Raw genomic sequence first — 14504 nt, 5'->3', positions numbered from 1 at the left:
TCAGCGCTCGAGACTTGCGCCTGCGGCGCGTGCGCTTCGAGCGCTGATCGGCGACCCGGCCGCGACCCGCCGCTGCGCGGCGGATCCCTCCTCGAGGTCGGGATGTGCGGGGCCGGGAGTGCGGTCAGCTGGGAATTGGCGGCTGCTGCCCAGGGCTCGGGGGTGGGAGTGCGGTCGGGTCAGAAGCTGTGTTCCGGGCCGGGGAAGGTGCCCTGGCGGACTTCTTCCGCGTACGCGGCGGCGGCGGCGCGGAGTTCGTCGCCCACATTGCCGAAGCGCTTGACGAACTTGGCGGTCTTGCCGCTGGTGTAGCCGGCCATGTCCTGCCAGACCAGCACCTGGGCGTCGCAGTCGGCGCCGGCGCCGATGCCGACCGTGGGGATGGTCAGCTTATGGGTGACCTGGCCGGCCAGCTCGGCGGGGACCATCTCCATGACCACCGAGAACGCGCCGGCCTCCTGCACCGCGATCGCGTCGGCGATGAGCTGTTCGGCGCCGTCGCCGCGACCCTGCACGCGGAAGCCGCCGAGGGTGTTCACGCTCTGCGGGGTGAAGCCGATGTGCGCCATCACGGGAATGCCCGCCGCGGTGATCAGCGCGATCTGCTCGGCGACACGTTCGCCGCCCTCGAGCTTGACCGCGTGCGCGCCGCCCTCCTTCAGGAAGCGGGTGGCGGTGGCCAGCGCCTGCTGCGGGGAGGACTCGTAGGTGCCGAACGGCAAGTCGGCGACGACCAGCGCGTGCGGTGCGCCCCTGACCACGCCGCGGACCAGCGGGATCAGCTCGTCGACGGTGATCGGCACGGTGGTGTCGTAGCCGTAGACCACATTGGCGGCGGAGTCGCCGACCAGCAGCACGGGAATGCCCGCCTCTTCGAACAGGCGCGCGGAGGAGAAGTCGTAGGCGGTCAGCATCGACCAGCGTTCGCCCTCGGCCTTCATCTGCTGCAGATGCTGCACGCGGGTCTTGCGGCGCGGCCGCTGGGCCGGGGTGGTTTCGGCGGGAGCGGCACCGTAGGCAGGGGTCTGCTCATCGGATACGGACATCATCGTCCCTTTCGTCTGGTTCCTCGAGGCCCTGTCGCGGGTCCCCGGGTTTTTCTGACCAATTCAGTGTGCCACCTCGGCCCGAGCCGTTCTAAGGCCCGGGGCCGGTGGGATCGGTCACACCGGCGGTTCGGCTACCGTGGCAGCGCGCCCATTCACGCGGATCGGGCGCATCGTGCTTGTGCGCCCAGCGGCGCGGAAAGGTGGGCCCACAGTGCAGCGAGGCCGGCTCGTCGTGCTCCTCGGCGCGATCTGCGCAGTGATCGTCTCCGGGTGCTCCGCCACCGAGAGCGCGGCCCCGAGCACACCACTGCCCCCGGCGCCGGCCGGTCTGGACCGCTTCTACCAGCAGCAGATCGACTGGGGTTCGTGCGCCGAGTACGGCGGCCCGGACGACCGGCTGCCCCCGAACGCCGAATGCGCCCGGATCACCGTGCCCGTCGACTACGCGAACCCGGACGGCGCGACCGCCCAGATCGCGCTGTCGCGGATCCCGGCAGGCGGCGAGAAGCTCGGATCGCTGCTGATGAACCCCGGCGGACCCGGCGTTTCCGGCCTGTCGATGATCGGCATCGGCACCCGCACCCCGCTGGCCGAACGGTTCGACCGGGTCGGTTTCGATCCGCGCGGCGTCGGGTCCTCGCTGCCCGCGATCGTGTGCCTGACCCCGCAGCAGGCCGATTCCGAACGCGCCGAGCCCCCGCTGGACAACGACCCGGCCGGCATCGCCGCGGCCGAGGCCGACAACCGCGAGTACGCCGACCGCTGCGCCGAGCGCACCGGTGCCGACCTGCTGGCCCATGTGGGCACCCGCGAGGTGATCCAGGACATGGACGTCATCCGGGCCGTGCTCGGCGACGCGAAACTGAGCTACCTGGGCTACTCCTACGGCACCCGCCTCGGCTCGGCCTATGCCGAGAAGTTCCCGCAGAACGTGCGCGCCATGGTGCTCGACGGCGCGGTGGACTCCTCGCAGGACCCGGTCCAGGAATCACTGCGCCAGGCCGCGGGCTTCCAGGGCGTGTTCGACGCCTACTCCGCCGACTGCGCCCAGCACGCCGAATGCCCGCTCGGCACCGACCCGGCCCAGGCGGTGGCCCGCTTCCGCGAACTGGTCGACCCGCTGGCGACCACCCCGGCCGGCACCGCCGACCCGCGCGGCCTCAGCTACGGCGACGCGATCACCGGCGTCCAGCAGGCCCTCTACACCGACGACCTGTGGAATGTGCTCACCCAGGGCCTGACCGAGCTGCGCGCCGGTCAGGGCGACACCCTGCTGCAACTGGCCGACCTCTACGACGGCCGCCGCGAGGACGGCACCTACGCCAACACCCAGGACGCCTTCAACGCCATCCGCTGCGTCGACGACCCGCGCGTCACCGATCCGGCGGTGGTCGGGCGCCAGGACACCGAATACCGCAAGGCCGCCCCCTTCCTCGACGACGGCAAGGGCACCGGTGCCGCCCCGCTGGAACTGTGCGCGTCCTGGCCGGTGCCCAACACCAGCACGCCGCACCGGATCTCGGCGCCCGGCCTGCCCGCCACGGTCGTCGTCTCCACCACCGACGATCCGGCCACCCCCTATCAGGCCGGTGTCGACCTCGCCGCGCAGCTGGGCGCGGACCTGATCACATTCCGCGGCAACCGGCACACCGCCGCTCTCGTCGCCGGGGACACATGCCTCGACGACGCGGTGATCGACTACCTCGTCGAACTCGCCGCGCCCGCCGAAGGTCTCACATGCTGAGATGCGCGATTCCTCACCTCGCCCCGTCGTACCCGGTGAGATGTGCGAACGGACTGATCGGAACGTAAACCCGCGCGTGTATGTAACACGGATTTAACGCCAGGTGCTTACGCTCGCCGGTATGGATCGCCAGAAGGAATTCGTGCTGCGGACGCTCGAAGAGCGGGACATCCGCTTCGTCCGTCTCTGGTTCACCGACGTGCTGGGCTATCTGAAGTCCGTCGCCATCGCGCCCGCCGAGCTCGAGGGCGCCTTCGAAGAGGGCATCGGCTTCGACGGTTCGGCCATCGAAGGCTTCGCGCGCGTGTCCGAGGCGGACATGGTCGCGCGGCCCGATCCGTCGACCTTCCAGGTGCTGCCATGGTCGACCTCCAAGGGTCACCAGCACTCCGCGCGCATGTTCTGCGACATCACCATGCCCGACGGCTCGCCGTCCTGGGCCGACCCGCGCCACGTGCTGCGCCGCCAGCTCAACAAGGCCGCCGATGTCGGCTTCAGCTGCTACGTGCACCCCGAGATCGAGTTCTTCCTGCTGGAGAACGGCCTCAAGAACGGCGAGCCGGTGCCCGCCGACAACGGCGGCTTCTTCGACCAGGCCGTGCACGACTCGGCCCCCAACTTCCGCCGCCACGCCATCGACGCGCTCGAGTCGATGGGCATCTCGGTGGAGTTCAGCCACCACGAGGGCGCCCCCGGCCAGCAGGAGATCGACCTGCGCTACGCCGACGCGCTGTCGATGGCCGACAACGTGATGACCTTCCGCTACCTCATCAAGGAGGTCGCGATCGACGAGGGCGTGCGCGCCACCTTCATGCCCAAGCCGTTCTCCCAGTACCCGGGCTCGGCCATGCACACCCACATGAGCCTGTTCGAGGGCGAGTCCAATGCCTTCGCCGATCCCGACGACCCGGAGAACCTGTCCTCGACGGCGCGCTCGTTCATCGCGGGCATCCTCGAGCACGCCCCGGAGATCAGCGCGATCAGCAACCAGTGGGTCAACTCCTACAAGCGCCTCATCCACGGCGGCGAAGCTCCGACGGCGGCCTCCTGGGGCCGGTCCAACCGTTCGGCGCTGGTGCGCGTGCCGATGTACACGCCCAACAAGTCGTCCTCGCGTCGCGTCGAGATCCGCAGCCCTGATTCGGCCTGCAACCCGTACCTGACCTTCGCGGTACTGCTCGCCGCCGGTCTGCGCGGCATCGAGAAGGGCTACACGCTGCCGCCCGAGGCCGAGGACGATGTGTGGGCGCTGACCGACGCCGAACGTCGCGCCATGGGCTTCCGCTCGCTGCCCGGCACCCTCGACGAGGCCCTGCAGGTGATGGAGCGCTCCGAGCTGGTCGCCGAGACCCTCGGCGAGCACGTCTTCGACTTCTTCCTGCGCAACAAGCGCCGCGAATGGGCCGACTACCGCAGCCAGGTCACCCCGTGGGAACTCAAGGAGTATCTCTCCCTCTGACTCCCCTGAGTCAGGGGCGCAGCGGCCCAGTGCTGCTGCGTAACGCCTTCGTTGCCCGGACCCTGTAGTTTTGTCGACATGGTCCGGCCACCGACTGCCCGCTCCGCTGTTCCCGGCGTCGGCCGGCTCGGTCTCCTCGAACCGGCAGCAGCGGCATCCCTGCGTGAACTCGGCTGGGACAACGTCGACGGCGTGCCCGTGCTCTGGGCGCTGTCGCGTTCGCCCGATGCCGATCTCGCGCTGTCCACGCTCGTGCGGCTGCGCGAATCGCTGGGCGAGGAGTGGGGCGAACTGGATTCGGCGATCCGATCCGATACCACCCTGCGCGGCAGGCTCTTCGGCCTGCTCGGCTCCTCGACGGCGTTCGGCGACCATCTCGTCGCCGCGCCCGCCGCGTGGAAGCTGTTGCGCCGCCCCGAATTGCCGCCGCGCGCGGAACTGATCGCCGACCTGCTCGACGCGGTCGAGGCGAAACCCGAGACCGGTCCGCACGCCGGCCCGATGCTGTTCCGGGCCGGCGTCGCCGGGCCGGAGGCGATCGCGTTGTTGCGCAGCCGGTATCGCGATCAGCTCATGCTGCTGGCCGCCGTCGACCTGGCCTCCACGGTCGAGAACGAGCCGGTGCCGCCCTACACCGTGGTCGGTATGCAGTTGTCGGATCTGGCCGACGCCGCGCTCACCGCGGCGCTGTCGGTGGCGGTCGCGCGGGTCTGCAAGAACGGCGAGGTGCCGGTGCGGCTCGCGGTGATCGCGATGGGCAAATGCGGTGCGCGCGAACTGAACTACGTCAGCGATGTCGACGTGGTGTTCGTGGCCGAACCGGCCGACGCGACCGCCACCCGGCTGGCCGCGGAGATGATGAGCGTGGCGAGCTCGGCCTTCTTCGAGGTCGACGCGGCCCTGCGCCCGGAGGGCAAGGCGGGCGCGCTGGTACGCACCCTCGACTCGCACCTGGCCTACTACAAGCGCTGGGCGCGCACCTGGGAGTTCCAGGCGCTGCTGAAGAACCGGCCGATGACCGGCGATCTGGTACTCGGGCAGCAGTACCGGGACGCCCTGATGCCGATGGTGTGGGCGGCTTCGGAACGCCCCGACTTCGTCGCCGATGTGCAGGCCATGCGCCGCCGGGTCGAGGACCTGGTGCCCGCCGATCTGCGTGAGCGCGAGCTCAAGCTCGGCGCGGGCAGCCTGCGCGATGTCGAATTCGCCGTCCAGCTCCTGCAATTGGTGCACGGGCGGGTCGACGAGTCGCTGCACGTGACCAATACGGTCGAGGCGCTGGCCGCCCTGGCCGCCGGCGGGTATGTCGGCCGCGACGACGCCGCCAACCTCACCGCCTCCTACGAATTCCTGCGCCTGCTCGAGCACCGCCTGCAACTGCAGCGGCTCAAGCGCACCCACACCCTGCCCGCCGCCGACGACGACGAGGGCATGCGCTGGCTGGCCCGCGCCGCCCACATCCGTCCCGACGGCCGCCAGGACGCGGTCGGCGTGCTCGACACCGATATCCGCCGCAACGCGGTGCGGGTGCGGCGCCTGCACGCCAAACTGTTCTATCGCCCGCTGCTCGAGGCAGTCGCCCGGATGGACTCCGACGCGCTGCGCCTGAGCCCCGACGCCGCCGTGCGCCAGCTCGCCGCCCTCGGTTACGCCGCGCCCGCCAATGCCCTCGGGCATCTGAAGGCGCTCACCGGCGGGGTCTCGCGCAAGGGCCGCATCCAGGCGCTGCTGCTGCCGACCCTGCTCGAATGGCTCGGTGACACACCGAATCCCGACGCGGGTCTGCTGGCCTACCGCCGGGTGTCGGAGGGCCTCGACGACCAGATCTGGTTCCTGCGCGAACTGCGCGACGAGGGCGCCATCGCGCAGCGGCTGATGATCGTGCTCGGCTCCTCGGAGTACCTGCCCGATCTGCTCATCAATGCCCCCGAGACCATCCGCATGTACGCCGACGGACCGGGCGGCCCGCAGCTGCTCGGCCCGCAACCCGACGACGTGGCCCGCGGCATCCAGACCGCGGCCGCCCGCTACGACGACCCGAAACGCGCGGTGGCCGCGGCCCGTTCGCTGCGCAGGCACGAACTGGCCCGGGTCGCCTCGGCCGATCTGCTCGGCATGCTGGATGTGCCGCAGGTGTGCGCGGCGCTGTCGTCGGTGTGGGTCGCGGTGCTGGAAGCGTCACTGCAAGCGGTCATCCGGGCCTCGGAAGCCGAACGCGGCGCCCCAGCGCCCGCGGATTTCGCGGTGATCGGGATGGGCCGCCTGGGCGGAATGGAGCTGGGCTACGGCTCCGACGCCGATGTGCTGTTCGTCTGCGATCCGCGGCCCGGCGAGGACGAGACCGTCGCGGTGAAATGGGCCAACGGCATCGCCGATCAGGTGCAGCGGCTGCTCGGGGCGCCCAGCACCGACCCGCCGCTCCAGGTGGACGCGGGCCTGCGCCCGGAGGGCCGCAACGGACCGCTGGTGCGCACCTTGGCGGCCTACAAGTCCTACTACGACCAGTGGGCGCAGTCCTGGGAGGTGCAGGCGCTGCTGCGCGCGCACCAGGTGGCCGGCGATCAGCAGCTCGGGGTGCGGTTCCTGCACGTCATCGACCCGGTCCGCTATCCGGCCGGTGGCGTGTCCGCCGACGCGGTGCGCGAGATCCGCCGGATCAAGGCCCGGGTCGACTCCGAACGGCTGCCGCGCGGGGCCAACCCGGCGACCCACACCAAACTGGGTCGCGGCGGACTGGCCGATATCGAATGGACCGTGCAGCTGCTGCAGTTGCGCCATGCCCACGAGGTGCCCGGCTTGCACAACACCTCGACCTTGCAGTCACTCGACGTCATCGAGGCCGAGGGCATCCTCGAGCCCGACGATGTCGCGTTGCTGCGGGAATCGTGGATCACCGCCACGGCGGCGCGCAATGCGCTGGTCCTGGTCAAGGGCAAGCCCACCGATCAGCTGCCCGGTCCCGGCCGGCTGCTGTCTGCGGTGGCCCGGGTGGCGGGCTGGCCGACCGACGAGGGCTCGGAGTTCCTGGACAACTACATGCGGATCACCCGGCGCGCCAAGGCGGTCGTGGAGCGGGTGTTCGGGGGCGAGTGAACACGAGCAAGGCCCCGCACCAGTGGTGCGGGGCCTTGCTACGTTACGCCGAGATCAGATGGCGCGGACGTCCTGAGCCTGGGGGCCCTTCTGGCCCTGGCCGACCTCGAACTCCACCCGCTGACCCTCTTCGAGGGACTTGAAGCCCGAGCCGCCGATGGCGGAGTAATGCACGAAGACGTCGGGGCCGCCTCCGTCTTGGGCGATGAAGCCGAAGCCCTTTTCGCCGTTGAACCACTTAACAGTGCCTTGAGTCATGTGTTTAAAAGTCTTTTCCGTAGGTGAGCCACGGCGATCACTTGCGATCAGCCCAGTCTCAGCAGCCAAGTATGCCATACTCGGCTGCAAACTGCCCAGACGGTTTTTCCGCACGGCGATCTGGGCGGAGTCTGTCCCGAAATCGCGGGCGTGTCGCATGCCCCGGCGGGGATTGCGCGCGCCCCCGGCACACCCCGGCGCCGGGTGTGCGAACCTGGGCGCATGGGTGCGAACCAGGGCCATGGGGATTTCGAGCTGGCCATGCGGGTGCTCGACGCGCACGTGGCGTTCACCAAGGATCAGCTGCTGCGGCGCGAGGGCTTCTTCGAGCTGGTCGAGGAGGAGGTCGACGGCCTGCTCGACGAGGCCGAGGAACTGACCCTGGCCGAGGCGGTCACCCGCGAGCAGATCAAGGCGGTCGCGCACAAGTACGCCGTGCAGATCCCGGTGGAGGGCGCGATACCCGAACTCGTCGGGGAGATCGCCGCCCGGCTCTACAACCATCGCGTCAACGACGAGCTCGACGTCGGCGACGTGGTCGATCCGCACCGGTTCGACGAACTGGTCGACGCGGTGGCCGAGATGGACGTCACCCACCGGCTGGTGCGCCTGGTGCTCAACAGCCCGGTCACCGTCGACGCCTGTGTCGAGGCGGTGCAGCGCGCGGTGGTCAGCGCGGTCGACGACGGCAAGCAGGCAGGCGGCGGTCTGGCGCAGACCCTGCGCGGGGCGCTGTCCCGGCTGGCCGAGCCCGCGCTGCCCGCCATCGAGCACGGCGTCGGCCGGCTGACCCGCACCGGCGCGCGATTCGTGCTGCGCGGCAACAGCGACGACGCCGACGAGGCGCTGCTCGGCACCGCCCGCGCGACCTGGCGCAAACACACCGGCGACGCCGTCGGTTCCTTCCGAGATCTCGTCTCCGCCGACGATGTCGAGGACGCCGTCGTGCTCACCTTCGAATTCTGGCGTACCTTCCGCGACACCACCTACTTCCACGCCCTGCTCGACGAGGGCATCGACCACGTCTTCGACAAATACGGCGACACCCCCCTCACCGAACTGCTCGCCGAACTGGGCATTTCGCGCGAGGATCTGATCGAGGAGGCGCTGCGGTTCGGCCCGTCGGTCCTCGAAAAGCTGGACGAGCGCGGCTATCTGGACACCGTCCTGCGCCGCAGGCTGGCCCCGTTCTACGCCTCGGCGGCCTTCCGCGCGGCGGTCGCCGGCACGGCGTAGCCGCGGGCGCCGTCGTTCAGTTCCGTTCGGGCGCTGGAGTGTCGGTGTATGTCGGTACGATCCGTGCAACGATGAGACGCTGCGCCGTCACCGGATCGCGATCGAAAGGCTGCCGTGACACGTCTGTCCAACCTGCTCGACCAGATCGACTCCGGCGCGGTGCTCCTGCCGGAATTCCAGCGTGGATACGTGTGGAACCGGGATCAGGTGCGCGGGCTCATGCGGTCGCTGTACCTCGGCTACCCGGTCGGTGGGCTGCTGGTGTGGGAGACGGGGTCGGAGGAGATCGCGGTGCGCGGCACCGCCGGCGGGTCGGGCCTGCGGCAGCTGCTGCTCGACGGCCAGCAGCGCATCACCACCCTCTACGGCATCCTGCGCGGGCGGGCGCCGTCGTTCTTCGAGGGCGACGCGATCGCGTTCACCGGGCTCCATTTCGATGTCGAGCGTGAGGTTTTCGAGTTCCAGGTGCCGGGTCGCGACACCAGCCCGGCCTGGATCGACATCACCGAGCTGTTCGCCCAGGGGCCGATGCATTATCTGTCCCGTTTCACCGAGGAATCGCCGGAGACCCTCGCGGTCTACCTCGACCGGCTGAACAAACTCCGCGAGATCACCCACCGCGAGTTCAATGTCGAGACCATCACCGGTTCGGATCGCACCGTCGACGAGGTCGTCGACATCTTCAACCGGGTCAACTCCGGCGGCACCAAACTCTCCAAGGGCGACTTGGCGCTGGCCACCCTGTGCGCGCAGTGGCCGCAGGCCCGCGGCAACCTGCGCGACCACCTGATCCGCTGGGACAAGGACGGCTACACCTTCACCCTGGACTGGCTGCTGCGCAATGTCATCGCGGTCGGCAACGGCCGCGCGCACTTCGACGCGCTCGGCGACCTGGCCCCCGCCGAATTCGAGCAGGCGCTCAGCGATACCGCCGTCCAGGTCGACACCTTCCTCGACACGGTCGCAGGCCGGCTCGGTCTCGACCACGACCGGGTCCTGATGGGCCGCTACGCCATTCCGGTGATCACCCGGCTGCTGTTTCTCAACGGCGGCCGTTTCGACGACGACCTGCACCGCGACCGGGTGCTGTACTGGTATGTGCACCAGGCACTCTGGGGTCGCTTCAGCGGCTCCACCGAGACCTTCCTGCAGCAGGACTACGAGACCCTCGAACGCGGCGGCATCAACGGCCTCATCGGCTCGCTGGAACGCCTGCGCGGCGGCTCGCTCGACCTGTGCGCCGACGATTTCTCCGGCGCCACCCGTGGCTCCCGGTTCTATCCGCTGCTGTATCTGCTGACCCGCGTGGACGGTTCGCGCGATCTCGGTTCCGGCTCCGAGCTGGGGATCGCGCAGTTCGGCGAGCGCACGCCGGTGCAGGTGCACTACCTGTTCCCGAAGACGATGCTGCGCGACGCGGGCTACGAACGCAACGAGATCAACGCCATCGCCAACTTCTGCTTCCTGAGCCCGGATTCGGAAACGGCGCTCGGCGAACGCGATCCCGCCGACTATCTCGCCGAGGTGGAACGCCGCAATCCGGGTGTGCTCGCCTCGCAGTGGATTCCGGCCGACCCGGCACTGTGGCGGGTGGAGAACTATCGCGAGTTCCTGCGCGCGCGCCGCCTGCTGCTGTCCGCGGCGGCCGACGCGTTCCTCGAACAGCTGCGCACCGGCACCCTGCACCGCCCGAATCTGGTGAATGTCGGCGTCGCCGGGGCGACCGTCGGTGATCCGGCGGTCGACCAGGTCAACGCGCTCGTCGACGACCTGGTGGCCGACGGTTTCGGCTTCCCGCTGCTCGACAGCGAGGTCGCCGACCCGATCACCGGCCGGGAACTCGCGGTCGCCGAGGCGTTCTGGCCCGAGGGCCTGCAGCCGGGTGTCGGGATGCCGGTGGTGCTGGTGTTCGAGCCGGCCAATGCCGACCTGACCCGGCTGGCCCAGCTGGGCTACGCGGTGTTCACCTCCGTCGACGCTCTGCGCGGCTATGTCGACAACCTGCGCGTGGAGGCCTCCGGTGACCTCGGTTTCGACGGCCCCGCCGCCGATGTCGCCGCGCTGGCCGAGCGGCTGCCCGCCACCTGGGTCGGCAATTCCGAGCAGGTCTGGTTCCGTTTCGCCTGGAACCTGCTGGAGAAGGACCGCGCCGACAGCGCCGAGGCACCGCTGGGCCCCGAGCAGCTCGCCCTGCGCTACATCGCCCTGTGGGCGCTGACCCGCACCTTCTACATCCACGCCTTCGACCAGGGCAATCCGGGCGAATGGCGCTACTACCTCGGCGACGCCGTCGGCCCGAACCCGCTGATCCCCGGCACCTGGCTGGCGCAGCGCGTCGTCGAGTCCGGGGCGCTGGCCCCCGGCGCGCTACCCGGTGACGAGGACATCGCCATCGCGCTGGTGCACGGCGTCATCGCGACCGTCGACGAGGTCGCCACCACCCTGACCCATCTGCTCGGCGGCCCCGGCCTGTTCGCCTCGCTGTGGGCGTCGGCGGGCGCGGCCGAACACTACGGGTACCCGCTGTCCACCGACCAGATCAACGACCTGATCAACCAGGTCGTCAACGACCCCAACTCCCGCAAGATCCAGGCCTACAACTGGATCGAAGCGGGTATGCCGCTCTGACCCGCGCCTCAGAGAATCCTCAGAACCGTCACACGAGGCGCTGACCGCGTGCCCCTAGGCTGGCGGCATGATGCGTGTATGGATGGACCGGGCTCTGCTCGTCCTGGGGTGGGGCGCACTGGTCGCGGCGGTGGCGGGGCTGGTCCTGCACGCCGGGAACTGGCAGCGCAAGACGCTCGTCCTGCTGGCCTCGGGGGCGAGCTGGCTGATGCTGGGCGCCGTGGTCGGCGGGGTCCTGCTGCTCGCGGCCCGTGGCTGGCGTAGCGCGGGGGTGGCCGGGGTGGTGCTCGCCGGGGTGCTGTGGACGGTCGTCCCGCCCTACATCCCGGACAGCCGAGCCGCCGACGGACCGGAACTGGTTGTGCTGCAGTCGAATCTGCTGTTCGGGCAGGCCGATCCGGCCGCGGTGACCGCCGTGGTGCGCGACAACGATGTCGATGTGCTCACCGTGGAGGAACTGACCGATGACGCGATCGTGCGCCTGCGGGCGGCGGGCCTGGAAGAGCGGCTGCCGTATGTCTACCTGGAACCGGCCCGCGCGGGCGGCGGCGGGACCGGCATCTACAGCCGGTACCCGTTGCACGACACCGTGAAGTACGACGGTTTCATCATGAGCAATATCTCGGCGACCATGCAGCATCCACAGCGCGGCCCGATCTCGGTGTTCGCCTTCCATCCGATCCCGCCGAACATCGACTTCGGTGCCTGGACATCCGAGTTGCGCCGGGTCGACGAGATCCTCGCGGCGAGCAGCACTCCCGCCATCGTCGGTGCGGACTTCAATGCGACACAGGATCATTCGGCCTATCGGGCACTGCTCGACGGCCCCTTCGCCGCCGCGACCGACCACACCGGTGACGGGGTGCTGCTCACCTGGCCTACCGATCGCCGCTGGGGACCGGTCATCGGCATCGACCACATCCTCGTCGCCGGTGGCGTGGCCGAAAAGGTCGGCACACTCACCATTCCCGGCTCCGATCATCGCGCCGTGCTGGCCACGCTCCGCCTGGACGCCTGAACCGGGTCGACTACCATGTGAGCGCTCGACCGCGGACCGCTCGGTGTCCGCGTCTTTCCCGGGGAGGAATCAGCGCATGATCAAGCATCGCTTCGCCGGTGCCGTGGCAGCGGCACTGGTGAGCGTCGGCGTACTCACGACCGGCTGCTCGGCGAACACCGACGCCAGTGACAAGGCCGTACCGGCCATCGACAATCCGTGGGAGGTGGCGGGTGCGGCCACGGCGGACGGGCCGAGCGGCCCGCGTTCCGGGGTGCCCGACACCGACAAGAAGGCCGAGAACGGCGACGGCGGCGCCGTCGACACGCTGGCGCTCAACGCCATCGCCGATATCGAGGAGTACTGGCAGACCGAGTACCCCAAAACCTTCCCCGGCGATTTCGACCCCGCCTCGAAATACATCTCCTGGTCGGCCAAGGCACCGGAGTCCGAGGCGGCCAGCTTCTGCTTCAGCAGTACTTATCAGCTGGTCAACGCCGCCTACTGCCCGCTCAACCACACCATCGGCTGGGATCGCTCGGTGCTGCTGCCGCTGCTGATCGACCGGTTCGACAAGATGTCGGTGGTGATGGTGCTGGCCCACGAGTACGGTCACGCCATCCAGGCCCAGGCGGATCTGCTGCGCGGGTTCACCATGGACGCGCTGGTCAAGGAACAGCAGGCCGACTGCCTGGCCGGGGTGTTCCTGCGCCATGTCGCCGAGGGCAACTCCAAGCACTTCACCCTCAACACCACCGACGGCCTCAACGGCGTGCTCGGCGCGACCGTGGCGGTGCGCGACAGCGACCCCAACGATCCCGACGCCGTGCACGGTTCGGCCTTCGAGCGGGTCACCGCGGTGCAGATGGGGTACACCGAGGGCGCCGTGTCCTGCAAGAACATCGACGAGGACGAGATCGAACAGCGCCGCGCGGGCCTGCCGGTCACCTTCGAGGACGGTGAACGCGACGAGCAGCTGCCGGTGAACAAGGAGAACCTGAGCACCCTCGCCACCCAGCTGGGCAAGTCCATGCCGGTGAGCAAGGCGCCGACGTTCGACTACGCCGGCGTCACCCGCGATTGCGCCTCGACCACCACCACCGAGCCGGTGTCCTACTGCCCCGGCAGCAACACCATCGGCACCGATCTGGCCGCGATGGCCGAGCGCGCGGGCGAGAACTCCGAGGCGAAGCAGAAGGCGCTCTCGGCGGTGGTGACCGGTGACTACGACGCGGCGGTGGTGTTCGTGTCCCGCTACGCCCTCGCGGTGCAGCAGGATCGCGGGCTGTCGCTGACCGGCGCGGCCACCGCGGGTCTGCGCACGGCGTGCCTGTCCGGCGCGTTGACCACGAAACTCAGTGAGCCGAGCAGTGATCCGCGACTGTCGGCGGGCGATCTCGACGAAGCCGTCTCCGGCCTGCTCGCCGACGGCCTGGCCGCCGCCGATGTCAACGGCGAGGTGGTGGCGAGCGGCTATCAGCGCCTGGAAGCGTTCCGCACCGGCGTCCTCGACGGCGAACAGGCCTGCCTGACGAAGTTCTAGCGCGCCGCGGGCAGTGACTGCAGGGAGCTGAGGGTGTTCGCCACCGCGCGGGCGGCCTCGGCTCCCTTCGTCACGAAATGGTTCGTGTAGTAGTCGACGTGCTCGCTGTGCTCGTGGAAGTGATGCGGGGTGAGCACCACCGAGAACACCGGCACATCGGTGTCGAGCTGCACCCGCATCAGCCCGTCGATCACCGCGGAGGCGACGAAGTCGTGCCGGTAGATGCCGCCGTCGACGACCAGCGCGGCGGCCACGATCGCGTCATAACGCCCGGTGCGGGCCAGCCGCTGCGCGTGCAGCGGGATCTCGAACGCGCCCGGCACATCGAAGCTCTCGACGACCGAGGCCGCGTTCCCGAGCCCGGTGTACTCGGCGAGGAAGCCCTCGTGCGCCTTGCTGACGATATTGCTGTGCCAGCTGGCACGGATGAAGGCGACGGCACCGGTAGACGTGGTTCCCATGCGGGGAGTCTATTCGCGGCGACCGACCGGGGACAC

Annotated in this window: 10 protein-coding genes; 7 read left to right on the top strand and 3 right to left on the bottom strand. The window is 69.6% G+C overall.

The window, feature by feature from the left end:
• Positions 1–179: 179 nt before the first annotated feature.
• Positions 180–1046, bottom strand: coding sequence for a 3-methyl-2-oxobutanoate hydroxymethyltransferase (panB, locus tag ACFXK0_RS22310; RefSeq protein ID WP_379412561.1), 867 nt, complete (start codon positions 1044–1046; stop codon positions 180–182).
• A gap of 214 nt (positions 1047–1260) precedes the next feature.
• On the opposite strand from panB, the gene ACFXK0_RS22305 reads away from it, so the two are divergent.
• From ACFXK0_RS22305 to ACFXK0_RS22295, 3 genes are all read left to right on the top strand, one after another.
• Positions 1261–2793: an alpha/beta hydrolase gene (locus ACFXK0_RS22305; RefSeq protein ID WP_379412560.1), complete on the top strand. Its 1533-nt coding sequence runs from the start codon at positions 1261–1263 to the stop codon at positions 2791–2793.
• Positions 2794–2914: 121 nt separating this feature from the next.
• Positions 2915–4252 (top strand): glutamine synthetase family protein, encoded by a 1338-nt coding sequence (locus ACFXK0_RS22300; protein ID WP_379412559.1) that lies wholly within the window; start codon positions 2915–2917, stop codon positions 4250–4252.
• A 78-nt stretch (positions 4253–4330) separates the two neighbouring features.
• Positions 4331–7345: a bifunctional [glutamine synthetase] adenylyltransferase/[glutamine synthetase]-adenylyl-L-tyrosine phosphorylase gene (locus tag ACFXK0_RS22295; protein ID WP_379412558.1), complete on the top strand. Its 3015-nt coding sequence runs from the start codon at positions 4331–4333 to the stop codon at positions 7343–7345.
• A 54-nt stretch (positions 7346–7399) separates the two neighbouring features.
• Here ACFXK0_RS22295 and ACFXK0_RS22290 read toward each other — a convergent pair whose 3' ends face one another.
• On the bottom strand, positions 7400–7603 hold the full coding sequence (locus tag ACFXK0_RS22290) for a cold-shock protein (RefSeq protein ID WP_056821080.1): 204 nt from the start codon (positions 7601–7603) through the stop codon (positions 7400–7402).
• Positions 7604–7825: 222 nt separating this feature from the next.
• On the opposite strand from ACFXK0_RS22290, the gene ACFXK0_RS22285 reads away from it, so the two are divergent.
• From ACFXK0_RS22285 to ACFXK0_RS22270, 4 genes are all read left to right on the top strand, one after another.
• Complete coding sequence (locus ACFXK0_RS22285; RefSeq protein ID WP_379412557.1) at positions 7826–8839, top strand: hypothetical protein; 1014 nt, start codon at positions 7826–7828, stop codon at positions 8837–8839.
• A 114-nt stretch (positions 8840–8953) separates the two neighbouring features.
• Positions 8954–11467 (top strand): DUF262 domain-containing protein, encoded by a 2514-nt coding sequence (locus ACFXK0_RS22280; protein WP_379412556.1) that lies wholly within the window; start codon positions 8954–8956, stop codon positions 11465–11467.
• A gap of 67 nt (positions 11468–11534) precedes the next feature.
• The gene (locus ACFXK0_RS22275) at positions 11535–12485 is read left to right on the top strand and encodes an endonuclease/exonuclease/phosphatase family protein (RefSeq protein WP_379412555.1); all 951 of its coding nucleotides are present in this window, start codon (positions 11535–11537) and stop codon (positions 12483–12485) included.
• A gap of 76 nt (positions 12486–12561) precedes the next feature.
• Positions 12562–14007, top strand: coding sequence for a metallopeptidase (locus ACFXK0_RS22270; RefSeq protein ID WP_379412554.1), 1446 nt, complete (start codon positions 12562–12564; stop codon positions 14005–14007).
• On the opposite strand, the gene ACFXK0_RS22265 is transcribed toward ACFXK0_RS22270, so the two are convergent.
• Positions 14004–14468 carry a 6,7-dimethyl-8-ribityllumazine synthase gene (locus ACFXK0_RS22265; RefSeq protein ID WP_379412553.1) on the bottom strand — a complete coding sequence of 155 codons (465 nt, stop codon included), beginning with the start codon at positions 14466–14468 and terminating at the stop codon, positions 14004–14006. The genes ACFXK0_RS22270 and ACFXK0_RS22265 overlap by 4 nt on opposite strands.
• Positions 14469–14504: the final 36 nt, after the last annotated feature.

The organism is Nocardia sp. NPDC059177, from assembly GCF_042755165.1.
Lineage (GTDB): Bacteria > Actinomycetota > Actinomycetes > Mycobacteriales > Mycobacteriaceae > Nocardia.
Note: the sequence above shows the minus strand (reverse complement) of the source record. Positions and strands in the feature narration are given on the sequence as shown.